General features: G+C 75.3%; 17 protein-coding genes and 3 pseudogenes. 16 read left to right on the top strand and 4 right to left on the bottom strand.

Annotated features, from left to right (window positions below):
• The 9 genes and pseudogenes from bioD to purB all read left to right on the top strand — a co-directional run.
• Window positions 1-602 (top strand): annotated as a pseudogene (gene bioD, locus ABD317_RS17620) (ATP-dependent dethiobiotin synthetase BioD); the annotation flags it as partial.
• Between the two features lie 23 nt (window positions 603-625).
• Window positions 626-1288, top strand: coding sequence for a class I SAM-dependent methyltransferase (locus ABD317_RS17615; protein WP_344290917.1), 663 nt, complete (start codon window positions 626-628; stop codon window positions 1286-1288).
• A gap of 191 nt (window positions 1289-1479) precedes the next feature.
• Complete coding sequence (locus ABD317_RS17610; RefSeq protein ID WP_344290916.1) at window positions 1480-2262, top strand: ABC transporter ATP-binding protein; 783 nt, start codon at window positions 1480-1482, stop codon at window positions 2260-2262.
• A 6-nt stretch (window positions 2263-2268) separates the two neighbouring features.
• Window positions 2269-4884, top strand: coding sequence for an ABC transporter permease (locus tag ABD317_RS17605; RefSeq protein ID WP_344290915.1), 2616 nt, complete (start codon window positions 2269-2271; stop codon window positions 4882-4884).
• Window positions 4885-4938: 54 nt separating this feature from the next.
• Window positions 4939-5391: pseudogene (locus ABD317_RS17600) on the top strand (GNAT family N-acetyltransferase); the annotation flags it as partial.
• Window positions 5392-5456: 65 nt separating this feature from the next.
• Window positions 5457-6845 (top strand): hemolysin family protein, encoded by a 1389-nt coding sequence (locus ABD317_RS17595; RefSeq protein ID WP_344290914.1) that lies wholly within the window; start codon window positions 5457-5459, stop codon window positions 6843-6845.
• Window positions 6842-7855, top strand: a complete 1014-nt coding sequence (locus ABD317_RS17590) for a hemolysin family protein (protein WP_344290913.1) — start codon at window positions 6842-6844, stop codon at window positions 7853-7855. Before ABD317_RS17595 ends, ABD317_RS17590 begins: the two co-directional genes overlap by 4 nt.
• Window positions 7856-7912: 57 nt before the next feature.
• Window positions 7913-8686: an SGNH/GDSL hydrolase family protein gene (locus ABD317_RS17585; protein ID WP_344290912.1), complete on the top strand. Its 774-nt coding sequence runs from the start codon at window positions 7913-7915 to the stop codon at window positions 8684-8686.
• Window positions 8687-8761: 75 nt separating this feature from the next.
• Window positions 8762-10201, top strand: coding sequence for an adenylosuccinate lyase (gene purB / locus ABD317_RS17580; RefSeq protein ID WP_344290911.1), 1440 nt, complete (start codon window positions 8762-8764; stop codon window positions 10199-10201).
• 54 nt (window positions 10202-10255) lie between these two features.
• Here purB and ABD317_RS17575 read toward each other — a convergent pair whose 3' ends face one another.
• Window positions 10256-10996, bottom strand: coding sequence for an ABC transporter permease (locus ABD317_RS17575; RefSeq protein ID WP_344290910.1), 741 nt, complete (start codon window positions 10994-10996; stop codon window positions 10256-10258).
• Between the two features lie 79 nt (window positions 10997-11075).
• Window positions 11076-11744, bottom strand: a pseudogene (locus ABD317_RS17570) (ABC transporter ATP-binding protein); the annotation flags it as partial.
• 99 nt (window positions 11745-11843) lie between these two features.
• On the opposite strand from ABD317_RS17570, the gene ABD317_RS17565 reads away from it, so the two are divergent.
• From ABD317_RS17565 to ABD317_RS17555, 3 genes are read left to right on the top strand one after another with little or no spacing between them, the layout of a single operon-like run.
• Window positions 11844-13136 (top strand): sensor histidine kinase, encoded by a 1293-nt coding sequence (locus ABD317_RS17565; RefSeq protein ID WP_344290907.1) that lies wholly within the window; start codon window positions 11844-11846, stop codon window positions 13134-13136.
• A 4-nt stretch (window positions 13137-13140) separates the two neighbouring features.
• Window positions 13141-13800: a response regulator transcription factor gene (locus ABD317_RS17560; protein WP_344290906.1), complete on the top strand. Its 660-nt coding sequence runs from the start codon at window positions 13141-13143 to the stop codon at window positions 13798-13800.
• 44 nt (window positions 13801-13844) lie between these two features.
• Window positions 13845-15002, top strand: coding sequence for an ROK family protein (locus tag ABD317_RS17555; RefSeq protein ID WP_027757595.1), 1158 nt, complete (start codon window positions 13845-13847; stop codon window positions 15000-15002).
• Window positions 15003-15069: 67 nt separating this feature from the next.
• On the opposite strand, the gene ABD317_RS17550 is transcribed toward ABD317_RS17555, so the two are convergent.
• Window positions 15070-15807 (bottom strand): GntR family transcriptional regulator, encoded by a 738-nt coding sequence (locus ABD317_RS17550; protein WP_344290905.1) that lies wholly within the window; start codon window positions 15805-15807, stop codon window positions 15070-15072.
• 167 nt (window positions 15808-15974) lie between these two features.
• Here ABD317_RS17550 and ABD317_RS17545 point away from each other — a divergent pair, with 167 nt between their 5' ends.
• The gene (locus ABD317_RS17545) at window positions 15975-16721 is read left to right on the top strand and encodes an SDR family oxidoreductase (RefSeq protein WP_344290904.1); all 747 of its coding nucleotides are present in this window, start codon (window positions 15975-15977) and stop codon (window positions 16719-16721) included.
• A 60-nt stretch (window positions 16722-16781) separates the two neighbouring features.
• On the opposite strand, the gene sigJ is transcribed toward ABD317_RS17545, so the two are convergent.
• Window positions 16782-17672, bottom strand: a complete 891-nt coding sequence (gene sigJ / locus ABD317_RS17540) for an RNA polymerase sigma factor SigJ (RefSeq protein ID WP_027757592.1) — start codon at window positions 17670-17672, stop codon at window positions 16782-16784.
• A gap of 249 nt (window positions 17673-17921) precedes the next feature.
• Between sigJ and ABD317_RS17535 the strand changes: the two genes are divergently transcribed.
• The 3 genes from ABD317_RS17535 to ABD317_RS17525 all read left to right on the top strand — a co-directional run.
• A complete protein-coding gene (locus ABD317_RS17535; protein WP_344290918.1) occupies window positions 17922-19454 on the top strand; it encodes an alkaline phosphatase D family protein in 1533 nt (510 codons plus the stop codon).
• Between the two features lie 40 nt (window positions 19455-19494).
• Window positions 19495-19875 carry a DUF1990 domain-containing protein gene (locus ABD317_RS17530; RefSeq protein WP_344290903.1) on the top strand — a complete coding sequence of 127 codons (381 nt, stop codon included), beginning with the start codon at window positions 19495-19497 and terminating at the stop codon, window positions 19873-19875.
• Window positions 19876-20078: 203 nt separating this feature from the next.
• Window positions 20079-20661, top strand: a 583-nt coding sequence (locus tag ABD317_RS17525; protein ID WP_344290902.1) for a GNAT family N-acetyltransferase, incomplete at its 3' end; no start/stop codon positions are given.

The raw sequence follows: 20661 nt of genomic DNA, 5'->3' as shown, positions 1-20661 counted from the left end.
CGGGCGACGCCGACGAGGCGGCGCGCCTCGCGCCCGGGGTACGGGCCGTGGAGCTGGCCCGCTTCCCCGAGCCGCTGGCCCCGGCGACCGCCGCCCGCCGCTCGGGGCTCCCGCCGCTGACGCCGGCGGACGCGGCGGGCGCGGTCGAGTAGCTGGGACACGCGTACGACCTGGTGCTCGTGGAGGGCGCGGGCGGGCTGCTGGTGCGGCTGGACGACGCGGGCGGCACGCTGGCGGAGGTGGCGCGGCTGGTGGCGGCCCCGGTGCTGGTGGTGGCCGCGGCGGGGCTCGGCACGCTGAACGCCACCGAGCTGACCGCGGAGGCGCTGCGCTGCCGCGGTCTGGCGTGCCCGGGCGTGGTGGTGGGCAGCTGGCCGGCGGCACCGGACCTGGCGGCGCGGTGCAACCTGGCGGACCTGCCGGCCACGGCGCGGGTGCCGCTGCTGGGCGCCGTGCCGGAGGGCGCCGGCGGGTACGGGCCCGAGCGGTTCGGCGCGGCGGCGCCCGGGTGGCTGGCGCCGGCGCTCGGCGGGCACTGGGAAGCGGACGACTTTCGCCTCCGGCAGGCCCCGGACCGCCCCGCGGGAGGACAATCGAAGTGACCCCCGTTCGTCAGGAGGCCGGTATGCCGTCACCACCGCGTGCCGCGAAGGACGCCGTGCACCACCCGTACTTCGCCCGCTTCTACGCCCGCCTCAGCGTCACCGCCGACGAGCGCGCCGGGGTCGGCGAGCTGCGCACGGAGCTGCTGGCCGGCCTCTCCGGCCGGGTCATCGAGATCGGCGCGGGCAACGGGCTGAACTTCGCCCACTACCCGGCCGCGGTCGCCGAGGTGGTCGCGATCGAGCCGGAGCGCCACCTGCGGCAGCTCGGCGCGGCGGCGGCGCTGCGCGCGGACGTGCCGGTGGACGTGGTGCCGGGCACGGCGGAGGCGCTGCCGGTCAAGAGCGAGTCGTTCGACGCCGCCGTCGCCTCGCTGGTGCTGTGCTCGGTGGCGGACGTGCCGCGGGCGCTTGAGGAGCTGCACCGGGTGCTGCGGCCCGGCGGAGAGCTGCGGTTCCTGGAGCACGGGCGGGCCGACGGGCGGGTGCTGCGGGCGGTGCAGCGGGCGGCGGACCGCACGGTGTGGCCGCGGCTGTTCGGCGGCTGCCACTCCGGCCGCGACCTGCTCGGCGAACTGGCCGCGGCGGGCTTCACCCTCGGCGCGCACCGGCGGCTGCGGGTGCCGGAGAAGGGGCCGCCCACCCCGACCTCGTACCACGTGCTGGGCACTGCCCGCCGGAGCTGACCCGGCTGCGCCGGGCACGGGAGGAGGCGGTCCTCCCGCGGGAGTAGCGGGTTGTCCACAGGTGCCACCCGGGAGGGATGCGCGGGGTACGGCGGCCGCCTAGTCTCGCTGGCAGGCGGCGCGGGTCCGATCGATCGTGCCCGCCGCTCAGCACGAGCCCGCCCGACTCACAGTCCGATGGGGGAACCGCATTGTCCACACCGGCGGCACTCGACAGACGCGACGCGGGACCGCCGGCCGGGGTCGCGGCCCGCGCCGGCGGGCTGACGAAGACCTACGGCAGCGGCGAGACCGCGGTCGTCGCGCTGGACGCGGTGGACGTGGAGATCCACCGCGCCCGCTTCACGGCCGTCATGGGCCCCTCCGGCTCCGGCAAGTCGACGCTGATGCACTGCCTCGCCGGGCTCGACACGGTGACCTCCGGACGCGTCTGGCTGGGCGACACGGAGATCACCGGTCTGGGCGATCGGGAGCTGACGCGGCTGCGCCGCGACCGGATCGGCTTCATGTTCCAGTCGTTCAACCTGCTGCCCACCCTGAACGCCCTGGAGAACATCACGCTGCCCATGGACATCGCGGGCCGCAAGCCCGACCCCGCCTGGCTGGACCGGGTGGTCGACACCCTCGGCCTGCGCGACCGGCTCGACCACCGGCCCTCGCAGCTCTCCGGCGGCCAGCAGCAGCGGGTGGCGTGCGCACGGGCGCTGGCCTCCCGGCCCGAGCTGATCTTCGCCGACGAGCCCACGGGCAACCTCGACTCGCGCTCCGGGCTGGAGGTGCTCGACTTCCTGCGGGAGGCGGTGGACCAGCTGGAGCAGACGGTGGTGATGGTCACCCACGACCCGGCCGCCGCCGCCCACTCCGACCTCGTGCTCTTCCTGGCCGACGGCCGGATCGTGGACGAGATGCCCCGGCCGACGGCCGAGGCGGTGCTGGAGCGCATGAAGCGCTTCGACGGCGTCAGGAAGAGCTGAAGCGGCGTGCTCAAGGCGACTCTGCGCAGCTTCTTCGCGCACAAGGGACGGCTGCTGCTGTCGGCGCTGGCCGTGCTCCTGTCGGTGGCGTTCGTCTCCGGCAGCCTCATCTTCTCCGACACCGTGAGCCGCACCTTCGACCGGCTCTTCGCCTCCACGGCCTCCGACGTCGCGGTCTCGCCGAAGGAGGCGTTCGAGCAGAACCGCGGATTCGGCTCCGGGCTGGTGCCGACGCTGCCCGCCTCGGTCAGCGAGGACGTGGCGAAGGTGCCGGGGGTGCAGGCCGTCCACCTCGACGTCGAGGTGGAGAACCTCACCATCACCGACGCGGAGAACGAACCGATCGGGCGCACCACCGGCCCGCCCACGATCGCCTCCAACTGGTACGTGAGCGACCGCAGCCCGGTGGTGCTGTCGGAGGGCCGCGAGCCGGCCGGCGCCGGCGAGGCGCTGCTGGACAAGGACACCGCCGACCGCAAGGACGTCGAGATCGGCGACACCCTCAACATCCTCGCGCAACCGGGCACGTTCGAGGTCGAGGTCGTCGGCATCGCGAAGTTCACCACCACCAACCCGGGCGCGGCGGTGGTCTACCTGGAGACGGCGGCGGCGCAGCGGCAGCTGCTGGAGAACCCGGATGCGGCGGAGCCGGCCCCCGGGGGCGCGGAGCCCGAGTCCGCAGAGCTGGCCACGTCGGTGTCGGTGGACGCCGCGCCCGGGGTGTCGGACGCCGAGCTGAAGCAGCGCGTCAAGCGGGCGCTCGACGGGGAGTACACCGTGCAGACCGCCGACGAGCAGGCGAAGTCGGCGGCGGAGGAGCTGGGCACGTTCCTCGACATCATCAAGTACGTGATGCTCGGCTTCGCCGGGATCGCCGTGCTGGTCGGCATCTTCCTGATCGTCAACACGTTCTCGATGCTCATCGCCCAGCGCACCCGGGAGCTGGGGCTGATGCGCGCGCTGGGCGCGGACCGGCGGCAGGTCCGCCGCTCGGTGCTCACCGAGGCGCTGCTGCTCGGCCTGGCCGGCTCCACGCTCGGCCTGCTCAGCGGCATCGGCCTGGCCGTCGGGCTCATCGAGACGATGGGCCTGCTGGGCATGAACCTGGACGCGGCCGAAATGGTGGTGAGCTGGGTCACACCGCTCGTCGCGTACGCGGTGGGCGTGGGCGTGACGTTCGTCGCGGCGTATCTGCCGGCCCGGCGCGCGGCGCGAGTCTCCCCCATGGCGGCGCTCGCCGACCTGGAGATCGCGGAGGTCGGCCGCCCGATGCGGGTGCGCGCGGTGCTCGGCTCCGTCCTCGGGGTCGTCGGTGCGGTGTCGTTCGTCTTCTGCGCCACGGCGGAGCGGACCCGGGACTCCGCCGTGTACCTGGTGGGCGGCGTGGTGCTGACGATGCTCGCCGTGGTGGCGGCCGGGCCGCTGCTGGTGCGGCCGGTGATCCGGGTGCTGGGGGGCTGGTTCCCGCGGATCTTCGGCTCCGTCGGCGCCCTCAGCCAGCGCAACGCGCTGCGCAACCCGCGGCGCACCGGCGCGACGGCCGTGGCGCTGATGGTGGGGCTGGCCCTCGTCGGCGGCATGTCGGTGGCCGCCGCGTCGATGACGAAGTCCTTCGACGAGGAGATCGACCGGACGCTGGGCGCCGACTTCATCGTGCAGAGCGACAACTTCGGCCCGTTCCCCCGCGAGGTCACCGAGCGGGTGGAGGACGCGGACGGCGTGGGCCTGGTCGTCCGCCAGCGGTTCGCCCCGCTGGAGGTGAGCCTGCCCGACGGAGAGAAGGAGAGCACCAGCGCCGGGGCCTTCGACAAGGGGCTGGACCAGGTCAGCCGACTGGAGTACGCGGCCGGGAGCACGGCCGCCGCGCTCGCGCCCGGGCACGTCGGCCTGGAGCGCCAGTTCGCCCGCGACCACGGCATACGCATGGGCAGCACGCTCCCCGTGAAGTTCCCCAACGGCAAGCGGACGGAGCTGACCGTCGGCGCGCTCACCAATCAGGAGACCAGCGGCGGGTTCGGCCCCCCGGGAGGCTTCCTCCTGGGGCTGGAGACCCTGGAGGAGCACCTGCCCGGCGGCCAGGAGGTGGCCCTGTTCGTCAACGCCGGGGGCGGCACCGACGTCGACCGGCTGCGCACGTCGCTGGAGCGCGGGCTGGAGGGCTTCCCGCAGGTGAAGGTGCGCGACCAGGCCGACTTCAAGGAGCTGATACGGGACCAGATCGTTGTGCTGCTCTACCTGGTCTTCGCGCTGCTGGGGCTGGCGATCATCATCGCGGTGCTGGGCGTGGTGAACACGCTGGCGCTGTCGGTGGTGGAGCGGACCCGGGAGATAGGCATGCTGCGGGCCATCGGGCTGTCCAGACGCCAGACCCGGCGGATGATCCGGCTGGAGTCCGTCGTGATCGCCGTGTTCGGTGCGCTGCTCGGCCTGGTGCTGGGTCTGGCCTGGGGCGCGGGTGTGCACGAGGTGCTGGCGCTGGAGGGCATGCGCGCCTTCGCGATCGACTGGACGGTGCAGCTCGCCGTGGTGATCGGGTCCGTGCTGGTGGGCCTGCTGGCGGCCCTGCTGCCGGCGCTGCGGGCGTCACGGCTGAACGTGCTGGCGGCCATTGCGCACGAGTGACCGTGCCGGCCCCGGGCGCGCCCGGGGCCGGCGGAATCGGGTCGACGCGGGCGGCGGGCCGGTGATGGGATGCCGGGCATGGACAGTCTCCACATCCGGGCCGCGGAGCCCGGGGACGTGCCGGCGGTGCTGGCGTTCTGGAAAGAGGCGGCGGAAGGCACGTCCGTCAGCGACGACGAGGCCGGCGTCACGGGGCTGCTGGCGCGCGACCCCGGCGCGCTGCTGCTGGCCGAGCGCGACGGCGAGCTGGCGGGCACCGTCATCGCCGGGTTCGACGGCTGGCGCTGCCACCTGTACCGGCTCGCCGTGCACCCCGGGCACCGGCGCCGCGGCATCGGCACCGCGCTGCTGGCGGCGGCGGAGCGGCGGTTCGCCGCCCTCGGCGGCCGGCGGGCGGACGCGATGGTGCTGGACCGCAACGAGCGGGCGCACCACGCCTGGCAGGCGGGCGGCTACGGGCGCCAGGAGCAGTGGAGCCGCTGGGTCAAGCCGCTCGCGGCCGGCTGACCGCCGACCCGCGGTCGCCGCGCGACCGCCGCGCCGCTGCGTGATCATGGGACGGAGGTGACCCGATGACCGAGGTGCTGCTGCTGGCCCTGGCCCTGGCGCTCTGCCTGGCCTGCGGCCTGTTCGTGGCGGCCGAGTTCTCGCTGACGACCGTGGAGCGCGCCGAGCTGGAGCGGGCCGTGGACCGCGGCGAGCGCGGCGCGGCGGGGACGCTGCAGGCCGTACGGAGCCTGACGTTCCAGCTCTCCGGCGCGCAGCTCGGCATCACCGTCACCAACCTGGTCGTCGGCATGCTCGCCGAGCCGTCCATCGCCGCCTTGCTCCGCGGCCCGCTGGAAGCGGCGGCCGTCCCCGGCTCGGCCGTCTCCGGCGTCGCCCTCGTGCTGGGCACGGCGCTGTCGACCGTCGTCCTGATGGTCGTCGGCGAGCTGGTGCCGAAGAACTGGGCCATCTCCCGGCCGCTGGCCGTGGCCAGGCGCGTCTCGGCCTTTCAGCGCACGTTCAGCGCCGTCTTCCGCCCGTTCATCCGCCATCTGAACAACACCGCCAACCGGGTGCTGCGGCTGATGGGCCTGGAGCCGGCCGAGGAGCTGGCCTCCGCGCGCAGCCCGCAGGAACTGGCCGCGCTCGCCCGGCACTCGGCGAAGAAGGGCTCGCTGGAGGCCGACACCGCCGAGCTGTTCGTCCGCACCCTGGGGCTCGCGGACCTCACCGCGGAGAACGTCATGACGCCGCGGATGCAGGTCGTCGCGCTGGACGAGGACGCCACCGCCGGGGACGTCGTCGACACCTCCCGTACCACCGGCCTGTCCCGCTTCCCCGTCTTCCGCGGCAACCTGGACGGCGTCCTCGGCTACGTGCACGTCAAGGACGTCCTCGGCATCCCCGCCGACCGCCGCGTCCGCCACCCGCTGACCCGGCTGCTGCGGGACCCGGTGCTGGTGCCCGAGACGCTGCCCGTCGACCAGCTGATGGACCGGCTCACGGACAAACGCTCCATGGCGGTCGTGATCGACGAGTACGGCGGCACCGCCGGCGTGGTCACCATGGAGGACGTCGTGGAGGAGGTCATCGGCCAGGTGCGGGACGAGCACGACCCGCTGGAGACGCCCGGCCTGCTGCGCAGCGGCGCGGACCCGGACGGGCGGATGCTCTTCGACGCCGACGGCGGCGTGCGCCCCGACCAGCTGGCGGAGATCGGCCTGCGGGTGCCCGAGGGCCCGTACGAGACCCTGGCCGGGCTGGTCGCCACCGAGCTGGGCCGGATTCCCGTCGACGGGGACACGCTGGACGTCGGCGGCTGGCGCCTGGACGTGGTGGACGCGACCGGGCGCCGCGCGGCGCGCGTCCTGCTGCACGCCCCGCCGCCGGGCGCCGACCCCGGCGGCGGTGACGACACCGGCGACGGCGGCGGCCGGGGCGGGGCGGCGGCGCGGGGGACTGAGCCCGCATGACCGCGGTGCAGCTGCTCGTCGGCCTGCTGACGCTGGTGCTCAACGCCTTCTTCGTGGGCGCGGAGTTCGCGCTCATCTCGGTGCGGCGCAGCCAGATCGAGCCGTACGCCCAGGGTGGCGACCGCCGGGCGCGCCGCGTGCTGTGGGGCCTGGAGCACGTCTCCACGCTGATGGCGTCGGCCCAGCTCGGCATCACGCTGTGCACGCTGGTCCTCGGCGTCGTCGCCGAGCCGGCCATCGCGCACCTGCTGGAACCGCTGTTCGACGCCGTCGGAGTGCCGCACGGGCTGGTGCACCCGATCTCGTTCGCGATCGCGCTGGCCGTCGCCACGTACCTGCACATGCTGCTCGGCGAGATGGTGCCGAAGAACGTGGCGCTGGCCGACCCGGTGCGCTCCGCGCTGCTCCTCGGCCCCCCGCTCGTCGCGCTCACCCGGGCGCTGCGCCCCGTCGTCTTCGCCGTCAACGCCTTCGCGAACGCGCTGCTCCGGCTGCTGCGCGTGCAGACCCGCGACGAGGTCGCCGCCTCGTTCTCCGGCGCCGACCTGTCCCGCATGGTGGCGGACTCCGCGGAGGCCGCGCTGCTCGACGACCGGTCCGCCGAGCGGCTGCACGACGCGCTGGAGCTGGGCCGCCGGCCGGTGGGCGACGTGGTGGTGCCCACCGGGCACGTGGTGACCGCGACCGTCGGCGTCACCCCGGCGGCGCTGGAGGCGCTGGCGGCCGCGTCCGGCTTCTCCCGCTTCCCGGTGGTCGACGACGGTGGCCGGATCCTCGGCTACCTGCACGTCAAGGACGCCCTCGGCGCCGCCGACCGGGACACGCCCTTCCCGCGCACCGCCATGCGCCGCATCGCCCGGGTGCGCGCGAGCGCGCCGCTGGACGACGTGCTGACCGCCATGCGCCGCAGCCGCACCCACCTGGCGGCGGTGACCGGCGCGCAGGACCGGGTCACGGGCCTGGTGACCATGGAGGACGTGCTCCGCGAGCTGGTCGGCCGGGAGTCGTGACGAGCGGCCCGGCCGCGGGCAGGGGCGCTCGCGGCGGCGGGTAGGATCGGCGGCGCCATGGACGTGAATGCCCCATACACCAGTTTCGTCGCGGTCGGCGACTCCTTCACCGAGGGCATGTCCGACCTGCTGCCCGACGGCACCTACCGCGGCTGGGCGGACCTGCTCGCGGCCCGCTTCACGGCGGCCCGGCCCGGCTTCCGGTACGCGAACCTGGCCGTCCGCGGCAAGCTCATCCGGCAGATCCTCGACGAGCAGGTCGACCGCGCCGCCGCCATGGACGCCGACGTCGTCACCTTCGTCGGCGGCCTCAACGACGCGATCCGGCCGCGCTGCGACATGGGCCGGGTGTGCGGGGTACTCGAAGAGGCGGTGGAGCGGCTGGCGCCGAACTGCCGGCAGCTGGTGCTGATGCGCAGCCCGGGGCGCAACGGCCCGGTGCTGGAGCGGGTCAGGCCGCGGATGGAGCAGCTGTTCGCGCACGTCGACGACCTCGCCGCGCGGCACGGCGCGCTGGTCGTGGACCTGTACGGCGCCGAGGTGCTCAGCGACGTGCGGCTCTGGGACGACGACCGGCTGCACCTGACGCCCGAGGGGCACCGCCGGGTCAGCGAGGCCGTGTGGCAGACGCTCGGGGGCACCACGGAGTACGACTGGACGGGCCCGCTGCCGCGGCCGCCGGCGCCGCCGCCGTGGTTCACCCGCCGGAAGACTGACCTCCGCTTCGCCCGCACGCACCTGCTGCCGTGGGTGCACCGCCGGCTCACCGGCCGCTCCTCCGGCGACGGGCGCGCGCCGAAGCGGCCGGAGCTGCTGCCGTACGACGCCTGACGCACGCCCCGGCGCGGGGGCGCCGTCACCCGGCCCGTACGCCGCCCGCCCGGCCGGCCCGTAGAATCTCCCCACGTGAACAAGGCGCGCATCCCCAACGTCCTGGCCGCCCGCTACGCCTCCGCGGAGCTGGCCGCCCTCTGGTCCCCCGAGCACAAGGTCGTCCTGGAGCGGCGGCTGTGGCTCGCCGTGCTGCGCGCCCAGCGGGACCTGGGCGTCGAGGTGCCCGACGGCGCGGTCGAGGACTACGAGCGCGTGCTGGAGGACGTGGACCTCGCCTCCGTCGCCGAGCGCGAGAAGGTCACGCGGCACGATGTGAAGGCCCGTATCGAGGAGTTCAACGCGCTCGCCGGGCACGAGCAGATCCACAAGGGGATGACCTCCCGGGACCTGACCGAGAACGTGGAGCAGCTGCAGGTGCGGCAGTCCCTGGAGCTGGTGCGCGACCGCACGGTCGCGGTGCTGGCGCGGCTGGGCCGGCTGGCCGGCGAGCACGCCGGGCTGGTGCTGGCCGGCCGCTCGCACAACGTCGCCGCGCAGGCCACCACGCTGGGCAAGCGGTTCGCCACCGCCGCGGACGAGCTGCTGACCGCGTACGGCCGCGTCGAGGACCTGCTCGCGCGCTACCCGCTGCGCGGCATCAAGGGCCCGGTCGGCACCGCGCAGGACATGCTCGACCTGCTCGGCGGCGGCCGGGAGGGCGCCGCGAGGCTGGCGGAGCTGGAGCGCCGGGTGGCCGGCCACCTGGGCTTCGCCCGCGCCCTCACCTCCGTCGGCCAGGTCTACCCGCGCTCGCTGGACTACGACGTGGTGGCGGCGCTGGTGCAGGTCGCCGCCGCGCCTTCGTCGCTGGCGAAGACGATCCGGCTGATGGCCGGGCACGAGCTGGTCACCGAGGGGTTCCAGGCGGGCCAGGTCGGCTCGTCCGCGATGCCGCACAAGATGAACACCCGCTCCTGCGAGCGCGTGAACGGCCTGACGGTCGTCCTGCGCGGGTACGCCTCGATGACCGCCGAGCTGGCGGGCGACACCTGGAACGAGGGCGACGTGTCCTGCTCGGTGGTGCGCCGCGTGGCGCTGCCGGACGCGTTCTTCGCGCTCGACGGCCTGCTGGAGACGTTCCTGACGGTGCTGGACGAGTTCGGCGCCTTCCCGGCGGTCATCGCCCGCGAGCTGGACCGCTACCTGCCGTTCCTGGCCACCACGAAGGTGCTGATGGCGGCGGTACGGGCCGGGGTCGGCCGGGAGGAGGCGCACGAGGCCGTCAAGGAGCACGCGGTCGCCGCGGCGCTGGCGATGCGCGAGCGCGGCGCCGAGCGCAACGAACTCCTCGACCGGCTCGCCGCCGACGACCGCATCCCGCTGGACCGGGGCCGGCTGGAGGGGCTGCTGGCCGACCGGCTGTCGTTCACCGGCGCGGCGGAGGACCAGGTGGCGGCGGTGGCGGCGCGGGTCGAGGAGGTCGTCAAGCGGCATCCGGAGGCGGCGGGGTACGCGCCCGGGGCGATCCTGTGACGCCCGCCCCGGGCACGTGGCGGCACGGCGGCCCGGCCCGCGGCACCCGGTCGCTCAGGCGTCCCGCCGCCGCAGCGTCCACCAGCCGGCCAGCACCGCCGCGCCGGCCCAGAGCGCGGTGACGCCCAGTCCGGCCAGTGGCGGGACGTCGGTGGGCGGGTCGGCGAAGAGCACCTGCTGCCCGGCGCGGTCCGGCAGGTAGTCGGCGACGCCCGCCGACGATCCGACGCCGAGCACCATGGACACGACCAGCACGAACGGGATCAGGATGCCCAGGACGGCGACGCCGCTGCGCAGCACGGCGGCGAGCCCGGCGGCGAGCAGCGCCATGAGCGTGAGGTAGCCGGCGCCGCCCACGACGCCGAGGAGCGCGCCGTCGTCGCCGAGCCCCAGCGCCCGGTCGCCGAGCGCGGCGCCGCCGGCCAGGAACGACAGAAGGGTCGTCGGCAGCCCGACGGCGAGCGTGAGCCCGGCGACGTGGGCGAGCTTGGCGGCGTAGAGGAGTCCGCGCCGCGGCACGGCGGCCAGCGTGGCGCGGATCAGCCCGCTCTGGTACTCGGACGACACCGCGAGCGTGCCGAAGACGATCGCGGCGATCTGGCCGGGGCCGACTCCCGTGAGGACGGAGAACAGCGGGTCGAAGTCGCCGTCGAGGTTCTCGGCGCCGCCCTGGGCAGTGCTGGCGAGGATCCCGAAGCCGGCGGTGACCAGGAACACGCAGGCCAGCGACCAGACGGTGCCGCGCAGCGTGGTGATCTTGATCCACTCGGCGCGGAGTACGGCGGTGGCGGTCATCGTCTCAGGCCTCCTCGGTCCCGCTGGTGAACTCCGCCGCGGAGGCGGTCAGCCGGAGGTACGCCTCCTCCAGGTCGGCCCTGCCCCCGACGAACTCCGCCAGCGGGGAGTCGGCGAGCAGCCGGCCGCGGCCGAGCACCACGAGGTGGTCGGCGAACGCGGCGGTCTCGGCCATCAGATGGCTGGAGACGAGCACGGTGCGGCCCTCGCCGGCCAGCCGGCGCAGCAGCCCGCGAATCCACACGATGCCCTCGGGGTCGAGCCCGTTCGACGGTTCGTCCAGCAGCAGCACCGGCGGGTCGCCGAGCAGCGCGGCGGCGATGCCGAGGCGCTGGCGCATGCCGAGCGAGTACGTCCGTACCCGCCGGCCCGCGGCGGACTCGATCCCGGCCAGCCGCAGCACCTCGGTGACGCGGGCGTCCGGCAGCCCGTTGCTCGCGGCCAGGGCGCGCAGGTGGGCGCGACCGGTGCGGGAGCCGTGGGCGGCCTGCGCGTCGAGCAGGGCGCCGACGTGCCGGAGCGGCTCGGTCAGCTCCGGGTACGGCCGGCCGCCGACGGTGGCGGTGCCGGAGGTGGCCCGGTCCAGGCCGAGGACGAGGCGCATGGTGGTGGACTTGCCGGCGCCGTTGGGGCCGAGGAAGCCGGTGACGCGGCCCGGCCGGATGGTGAAGGTCAGGGCGTCGACCGCCCGGACGTCCCCGTAGACCTTGGTCAGGTCGCGGACCTCGATCGCTGTTGCTGCTGTCATGCGGACAACGCTGCCGGTCGGGGCGGTGCCGGGCCTCCCCCGCGCGCGGGTTCGCCCTCCCCCGCGCGGGGGAGCCGCCCGCCGGAGGGCGCTGGCACGATGGACGGCGTGCCACACGCTTCCCGGGGCGGCCCCCCGGTCCTGACGTCCCTGCCCCGCGGGCTGCGGCCGGTGCTGCAGGCGGCGACGTACACGCGGTGGCTGCACCTGTTGATCGCCGCGGCGTTGGCCATGCTGGGTGCGTTCGTCCTGGGGCCGGACGACCTGCCGCCCGTGCTCGGCTACGGCTTCCTCGTCCTCGCCCCGGTGCCGCTGCTCGCCGTGGCCGCCATCGTCCCGGCCACCCGGGTGCTGGAGACAATGCAGGCCCGGCTGCTGCTGTTCCCGGGGCCGCACGCCCGGGACGGGCAGCGGGAACCGGGGCTCGCGGACACGCCGGCCGGCTCGTGGGTCGACCGCGGCCGGGTCTTCGTCTGGCTGGTGCTGCGGATGTGGCTGGGGTTCCTGGCCGCCATGCTCGTCTTTCAGGGGATCTTCCTCACCGTGGCGCTGGCCTCCGCGTCCCAGTGGCGGCAGTTCGACTCGGAGGTCATGCCGCTCCCGGGCGAGTGGCACGGGTGGTACCCGCTGCTCGTCCCGGTCGCGGTGGCGGCCGTACTGACGGTCGTCCGGGCCTCCGGCTCGCTGATCGCGGCGCTGGCGCCCCGGCTGCTCGGCCCGTCGGCCGCCGAGCGGCTGGCCGCGCTGGAGGAGCGCACCGAACGGCTGCTGGAGCACAACCGGCTCGCCCGCGAGCTGCACGACACGATCGGGCACGCGCTGACCGTCGCCGTGGTGCAGGCGGGGGCCGCCCGGGCGGCGGGGTCGCCGGAGTTCACCGAGCGGGCGCTGGCCGCGATCGAGGACACCGGCCGGGAGGCGCTGGAGGACCTGGAGCGGGTGCTGCGGCTGCTGCGGCAGGACGCCGCGCCGCCGTCCCGGCGACCGGGGCTGGCCGAGGCGGAGCGGCTGGTGGCCTCCGCGCGCGGCGCCGGCGCGGCGATCAGCGCGGAGATCGAGGGGCCGCTGGAGAGGGTGCCGGGGCCGGTGTCGCGGGAGGGCTACCGCATCGTGCAGGAGTGCCTGACGAACGTGCTGCGGCACGCGGGTCCGGTGCCGGTCACGGTCCGCATCGCGGCCTCGGCCTCCGGGCTGGAGCTGCAGGTGCGCAACAAACTGCCCGCGCAGGCGGCGGCGCGGCGCACGAGCGCCGAGGCGGTGGCGCCGGACTCCGGGCCCGGCGGCAGCGGGCTGCGCGGCATCCGCCAGCGCGCCGCGCAGCTCGGCGGCGAGGCCCTCGCGGGGCCGTGCGACGGCGAGTGGAGAGTGCGGGTCACGCTGCCGATACAGTGACGGCGTGCCCGTCTCCGTCCTCCTCGTCGACGACGACGCCCTGGTCCGCGCCGGCCTCCGGGCGATTCTGGCGGCGCAGCCGGACATCGAGGTCGTCGGCGAGGCGGCCGACGGCGCCGCGGTGATCCCGCTGGTGCGGCGGCTGGCGCCGGACGTCGTCGCGATGGACGTACGGATGCCGCTGATGGACGGCATCGAAGCCACCCGCGCGGTACTCCGCGCCTTCGCCCCGCCGCCGAAGATCCTCGTCGTGACCACCTTCGAGGAGGACCGGTACGTGTACGGGGCGCTGCGGGCCGGCGCCGACGGCTTCCTGCTCAAGCGCGCCCGGCCGGCCGAGATCGTGCACGCGGTGCGGCTGGTCGCCGAGGGCGAGTCGCTGCTGTTCCCGGCCGCGCTGCGGTCGCTGGCCGCCGGGCACGCCAACGAGGAGGCACGGGCCGCGCTGGCGGCGGCGCGGCTGACCGACCGGGAGGGCGAGGTGCTGCGGCTGATCGCCCGCGGGCTGACGAACGCGGAGATCGCCGCGGAGCTGGTGCTCGGCACCGAGACCGTCAAGTCGCACGTCAGCGCGCTGCTGTCGAAGCTGGGGGCCCGGGACCGGACCCAGGCGGTGATCACCGCGTACGAGTCGGGGTTCGTCGCTCCCGGCGGGGCCGGATAGCGGATACGATCCGCTATCCGGAGGAACGGCCAGGGAGGCTGACGTTGGCGCAGCTCACCGGCGGGGACCCGTCCCTGCTGCGGCGGATCAACTCCGCCGTCGTCCTGCGCGCACTGCGCGACGCGGGTGCGGCGACGCTGACCGAGCTGGTGCACACCACCGGGCTGTCCCGGCCCACCCTGGACGGCGTGCTGGAGGGCCTGGCCGGCAGCGGGCTGGTGGTGGAGGCCGCGGCCGAGGAGGGCACGGCGCGGCGCCAGGGGCGGCCCGCACGCAAGTTCCGCTTCCACGCCGAGTCGGGCCACCTGCTGGGTATCGAGATCGGTCCGCACCGGGTCTCCGTCCTGCTCGCCGACCTCGACGGCCGGCTGCGCGGCTCGGCGTCCCGCACAGTGGACGAGGCCGCGGAGGCCGACGACCGGTTGGCGGCCGTCCGGACCGTGGTGCAGGAGGTGCTGCGCCGGACCGGCGTCGCGCGCAGCACGCTGCGCGCGGTGGGCGTCGGCAGCCCCGGCGTCGTGGAGGCGGACGGCACGGTGCGGCTGAGCACGGCGCTGCCCGGCTGGACGGGCCTGAACCTGGCGGAGCGGCTGAGCCGTTCGTTCCGCTGTCCGGTGCTGGTGGAGAACGACGCGAACACCGCCGCCGTCGCCGAGCACTGGAAGGGCGCCGCCCGGCACTCGCAGGACGTGGTCTTCGTCCGCGCCGGCCTGAGCCCGGGCGCCGGGTCGCTGATCGGCGGGCGGCTGCACCGCGGCTTCGGCGGCGCGGCGGGGGAGATCGGCGCGCTGCACCTGCTGGGCCGGGAGGCGACGCCCGAGAAGCTGCTGAGCGTCACCGGCGAGCCGCTGCATCCGCTGGACGAGCCGGCGGTGGCCGAGGTCTTCTCGCTGGCGCAGGGCGGCGACCGGCGGGCGCGCCGGGCCGTGGACCGGTTCATGCAGCGGCTGGTGCACGACGTCGCCGCGCTGGTGCTGGCGCTGGACCCGGAGCTGGTGGTGATCGGCGGCTGGGCGGCGGGCGTGGACGACGTGCTGGAGCCGCTCCACACCGAGCTGGCCCGCTACTGCCTGCGGCCGCCGGAGGTCGTGCTGTCGCTGCTGGGCGAGGCGGCCGTGGCCACGGGGGCGCTGCGGCTGGCGCTGGACCACCTCGACGAGGAGCTGTTCGCCGTGGAGAGCACGATCACGGCGCGGCGGTGAGCGGCCGGGGTGCGCGAGGGGCGGATCCGCGGGCGGGGCGCGGTGGACGCGCCCCGGCCCGGCCGGCTCAGCTCGCCAGCACCGCCGTGTCCGCGTCGAGGGTGAGCCGGCAGGTGTCGGCGCGGTACGTCGAGACCGCGACGGCGGCGGTCCGCCCTCCGGAGACGTAGCGGGTGGTGACCACCAGCACCGGGGCGCCCGGCAGCCGGTCCAGCTCGCGGGCGTCCTCCGCACGCGCCGAGCCCAGCTCGACGGTGCGGTCCTGGCCCTCCAGCGGCAGCCGGTACAGCTCGTGCAGCACGGCGCGGGCGCGGACGGCGCCGGTGGCGGCGTCGCCACGGCTGAAGCCGGGCGCGGAGACGCCGGGCACGTAGATCAGCTCGGCGGCGACCGGCTGCCCGTTGCGGCTGCGGGAGCGGTGCACCCGGTGCACCGGCTCCGCGGCGTCGGTGCCGAGCATGCGCGCGACGGCCGCGGGCGGCGCGGCCACGACCGCGTCGACGGCCTCCCAGCCGTCGTCGTCCTCGCCCGGCCACATCTGCCGCGGGGAGCCCACCGGGACACCCACGCGCGGCGGCGCGACCGTCGTCCCGACGCCGCGCCTGCGCTGCAGCCGCCCCTCCAGCTCCAGCTGGTCGAGCGCCTGCCGGAGGGTCGCGCGGGCGACGCCGAACCGGGCCGCCAGCTCACGCTCGTTGGGCAGGATCTCCCCCACCGAGAACTCCGACTCCAGCGCCTCGCTGATCACACCCTTGAGATGCCAGTACTTCAGCTCGGTCACGGTGTCCGGCTGCGTGGTCCCCACCTGATCCTCGCAATCCCCGTCGGCCTGGCCGCCTTTTTGCGCGGTTGTTTATGAAAGGTTGTTGCAGTATCTCTCGCTGACAGTAGGACGCCACCCGGACTTGGTCAAGACCAATGCCCCTGCGGTACGGTCCCGTCCGGCGGGCGAACAACGGCGGAAAGGCAGCAATGGACCAGGTCACGGTGGTCACGGGGGGCAGCCGCGGTATCGGCGCGGCGATCGTGCGGCGGCTGGCCCGGGCCGGTCACGCCGTCGCGCTCGCGTACGAGCGGGCGGAGGCCGCCGCGGAGGGGGTGGCGGCCGAGGCGCGGGCCGAGGGGGCGGCGTGCGTGGCGGTACGGGCCGACGTCAGCGACGCCGGACAGGTCGACGCCCTGTTCGACACCGCCCGTGAGCGCCTCGGCCCGGTCACCGCGCTGGTGAACAACGCCGGGGTGACGGGTCCGCTCGGCCGGTTCGACGAGACGTCCCTCGACGTGATGCGCCGGGTGCTGGACGTGAACGTGATGGGCACGTTCATCTGCACCCGGCGCGCGGTGCGCGAGATGTCCACGCGGCACGGGGGCGGCGGCGGCGCGATCGTCACGATCTCCTCCGGCGCCGCCACGCTCGGCAGCCCCGGCGAGTACGTGCACTACGCGGCGAGCAAGGCGGCCGTCGACGCCATGACCATCGGTCTGGCCAAGGAGGTGGGGCCCGAGGGCGTCCGGGTGAACTCCGTCCAGCCCGGCATGACCGTCACCGACATGCACGCGGCGATGGGCGACCCCGAGCGGCCGTGGCGCACCCCGGAGCGGGTGCCGATGCGCCGGCCCGGGGAGCCCGAGGAGATCGCGGGCGCGGTGGCGTGGCTGCTGTCCGAGGAGGCGTCGTACACCACCGGAGCGGTGCTGCGGGTCTCCGGCGGGCTCTGACCGCCGCGCGGTCCGCGGCGTCCGGGACGTCCGCGGAAGCGGCTGCCGCGGGGGCTGCCGCTACGGGGTCACGGCGCCGAGCTTCTCCGGGTTGCGCATGACGTAGACCCGGGCGATTCTGCCCGCCCGGACCTCCAGCCCCATCACGGAGTCCGGCTCGCCCTTCGACAGCAGCACCAGCCCGGGCCGGCCGTTGATCTCCCGGAGCACGAAGCGCGGCTCCACCAGGTCGCCGAGGTCGCGCGTGCCGCCGAGGAGGAACCGGGCCGTCTTGTCCGCGCCCGTGATGACGCGCCGCGGCGCCTTCGCCTTGCCGCCGGCGTCCGAGACCACGTCGACGTCCGGCGCGAGCACCGCCATCAGCCCCTCCAGGTCGCCGCCGGCGGCGGCTTCGAGGAACCGCTCGGTGATGGTGCGCTGCGCGGCGACGTCCACGTCGTAGCGCGGCTTGCGCTCGGTGACGTGCCGCCGGGCGCGGCCGGCGAGCTGGCGCACGGCCTCCTCGGAGCGGTCGAGGGTCGCGCCGATCTCCGCGTACGGGAAGCCGAAGGCCTCCCGGAGCACGAAGACGGCCCGCTCCAGCGGCGACAGCGACTCCATCACCACGAGCATGGCCAGCGTCACCGACTCGGCGAGCAGCGCCCGTTCCGAGCCGTCCGACAGCTCGTCGCCGCGGACGTCGGTGGCCACCGGCTCCGGCAGCCAGGACCCGACGTACGCCTCCCGCCGCGCCTGCGCCTGGCGCAGCCGGTCGAGGGACAGCCTGGTGGCGATGCGCACGAGATAGCCGCGCGCGTCGCGGACCTGTTCGCGGTCCGCGGTCGACCAGCGCAGCCAGGTGTCCTGCACGACGTCCTCGGCGTCGGCGAACGCGCCGAGCATGCGGTAGGCCACACCCATGAGGACGGAGCGGTGCTCCTCGAAGACGTCAAGGTCGGTGCTGTATGCCACCTCCTCATACCACCTGACGGGACGCCTCCCTGTCCAGTCGGACCCGCCTCATACCACAGGCCCGCCGGGGCGGGGGAACGGCGGCCCCGCGCGTCGCACTTCCCGCGCCGCGGGGGCAGTTGTTCACTTGTCGTTCGTGTCACGGGCAACACACGCCGGTAGGTCTGACGGCGCACGACGATCCGCACGTCGACGGGAGACCAGGTGAACACGGGAGACAGAGCGAACGGCGGCCCCGCGCGCCGGTCGGTGCTGCGCGGCGGCCTCGCCGCGCCCGCCGCGCTGGCGGCGCTGACGCTGGCCGGCGGCGCCCCGGCGCAGGCGCTCGCGGGCCGGCCCGAGGCCGCGTGGGGCGTACAGGTGGGCGACGTGACGGCGGCGGGCGGCACCGTGTGGGTACGCGCCGACCGGCCGGCGCGGATGGTCGTGGAGACCTCCGCCACGGAGTCGTTCCGCAGGGTGCACCGCCGCCGCGGCCCGCTGCTCGGCCCGCGTACCGACTACACGGGCACCGTGCGGCTGCACGGGCTGCCGCACGGGGAGCAGGTGCACTACCGGGTGGTGCTGGAGGACGCCGACGACCCGCGCCGCTGCGGCGAGCCGGTCCGGGGAACGTTCCGCACGGCCCCGGGCCGCCGCCACGACGTGCGCTTCGTCTGGTCCGGCGACGTCGCCGGGCAGGGCTGGGGCATCAACCCCGACCGCGGCGGCTACCGCGTGTACTCCGAGATGCGGCGGCTCGATCCGGACTTCTTCCTGCACAGCGGCGACACCGTGTACGCCGACGGCCCGCTGGCCGCCGAAGTGCCGCTGCCCGACGGCACGGTGTGGCGCAATCTCGTCACCGAGGAGAAGTCGAAGGTCGCCGAGACGCTCGCCGAGTACCGCGGCAACTTCCGCTACAACCTGCTCGACGGGAACCTCCGCCGCTTCAACGCGCAGGTGCCGATCGTCGCGCAGTGGGACGACCACGAGGTGGTCAACAACTGGTACCCGGGCGAGATCCTCACCGACGAGCGCTACACCGAGCGGCGCGCCGACGTGCTCGCGGCCCGCGCCCGGCGCGCGTTCGCCGAGTACTTCCCGGTGCCGGTGCTGCGCCCGGACGGCGCCGGCCGACTGTACCGCAGGATCCCGTACGGTCCGCTGCTCGACGTCTTCGTACTGGACATGCGCACGTACCGCAACGCCAACTCCGACGGGCTCGCCCCGGACGACGTCCACGGCATCCTCGGGCGCGAGCAGCTGGCCTGGCTGAAGCGGGAGTTGCAGCGCTCGCGCGCGGAGTGGAAGGTCATCGCCTCCGACATGCCGCTGGGCCTGGTCGTGCCGGACGGCACGACGGCGTTCGAGGCGGTCGCGCAGGGCGACCCGGGTGCGCCGCTGGGGCGGGAGCTGCAGGTCGCCGAACTGCTGCGGCACATCAAGCACCGGCGGATCACGGGCACGGTGTGGCTGACCGCGGACGTGCACCACACCTCCGCGCAGCACTACGACCCGGCGCGGGCGGCGTTCACGGACTTCGCCCCGTTCTGGGAGTTCGTCACCGGGCCGCTGCACGCGGGCGCGTTCCCGGGCAGCGCGCTGGACGGCACGTTCGGGCCGGACCGGGTGTTCCTGAAGGCGCCGGAGACGGGCAACGTGGCGCCGAGCCAGGGCTTCCAGTTCTACGGCGAGGTGCACATCGACGGCGGCAGCCGTGAGCTGACGGTGCGGCTGCGCGAGGAGGGCGGCGCGGTGCTGTTCACGAAGGTGCTGCGGCCGGGGCTCGTCGGGCAGTAACCCGCGCCCCGGGTCGGCGTACCGCGCGGCGACGGAGGCGGTGCTGACGTTCCGGATTCACCGCGCGGTGGGGGTCACCGTCGACGCGGACGGGCCGCGCGCCGCGCCCGGGGTACGGCTCGTCGTCGGCCCGGGCCGGCGCCCGCTGCGCGTCCTCGCGCCGTGCCGCGTGGTGTGGGCGGAGCAGGGCGAGCGGCGCGGCGGCTTCGGGTACGGCACGCTGGCGGGGCACCCGGAGACGGGTGAGGAGGCGTTCGTCGTGGAACAGGCGGACGACGGCGCCGTGTGGCTGACCGTCACCGCCTACAGCCGCCCCGCCGCCCGCTGGGTGGCAACCGCGGGGCCGCTTCTGGGCGTCTTCCAGCGTGTGTACGCACGACGCTGCGGCCGGGTGCTGCGCCGACTGACGGCCGTCGGCTGAAAACTAACCCCATAGGTCCGATTCACCCTTTACCATCCGGTCACAGCTCATTCTTGATCACGCAACACCCGTCCGGAAAGCTGGAGTTCATGGCCGATCACACCGCACCGCAGGAGGAGGGCCCGCGGCGCGCGCCCGGCGCGCCGGGTCCTCCCCCACAGCACGCTGCGCGTGCGTGGGCGGTACCCCCACCGATCGCCGCCGTGGCCCTGGCGGGCACCCGGCCCCATCCGGTCCCGGCCAGCCGCGCCACCGCGCGCCCGCCGCGCCGCCGCGACGCGACGGCGCCGCGGGGCGGCAGCCCCCTCACGGTCCGCGAGGCGGGTCCGGCCGACCTTGAGGCCGCGCTGGCGATGCACCGGCGCTGCTCCCGGCGGACGCTGGCCATGCGCTACCAGGGCCCGCCCGGCGAGGCCGACGGCTATCTGCGGCACCTGCTCAGCCCGCACTTCGGCCGGACGCTGGCGGTGCAGACGGCCGGCGGCCGGCTGGTGGCACTCGGCCACCTGCTGTGGGACGACGACGAGGCGGAGGCGGCGCTGCTGGTGGAGGACGCCTGGCAGCGCCGCGGCCTCGGCACGGACCTGCTGCGGCGGCTGCTGGCGACGGCGGCGGGCATGGGCTACCGCAGCGTGTACGTCGTGACCCGGTCGCTGGACGCCGCCATGGCGGCCACCGTGCGCACGGCGGGGGTGCCGCTGGACTACCGGGTGGAGGGCGCCACGCTCGTCGTCACCGCCCACCTGGACGAGCGGGCCACCGCCGCCGCGGGCCCCGCCGGGCCGC

It is taken from the genome of Streptomyces synnematoformans, from assembly GCF_039531005.1.
GTDB classification, from domain to species: Bacteria; Actinomycetota; Actinomycetes; order Streptomycetales; family Streptomycetaceae; genus Streptomyces; species Streptomyces synnematoformans.
This window is presented reverse-complemented; position numbering and strand designations above follow the sequence as displayed.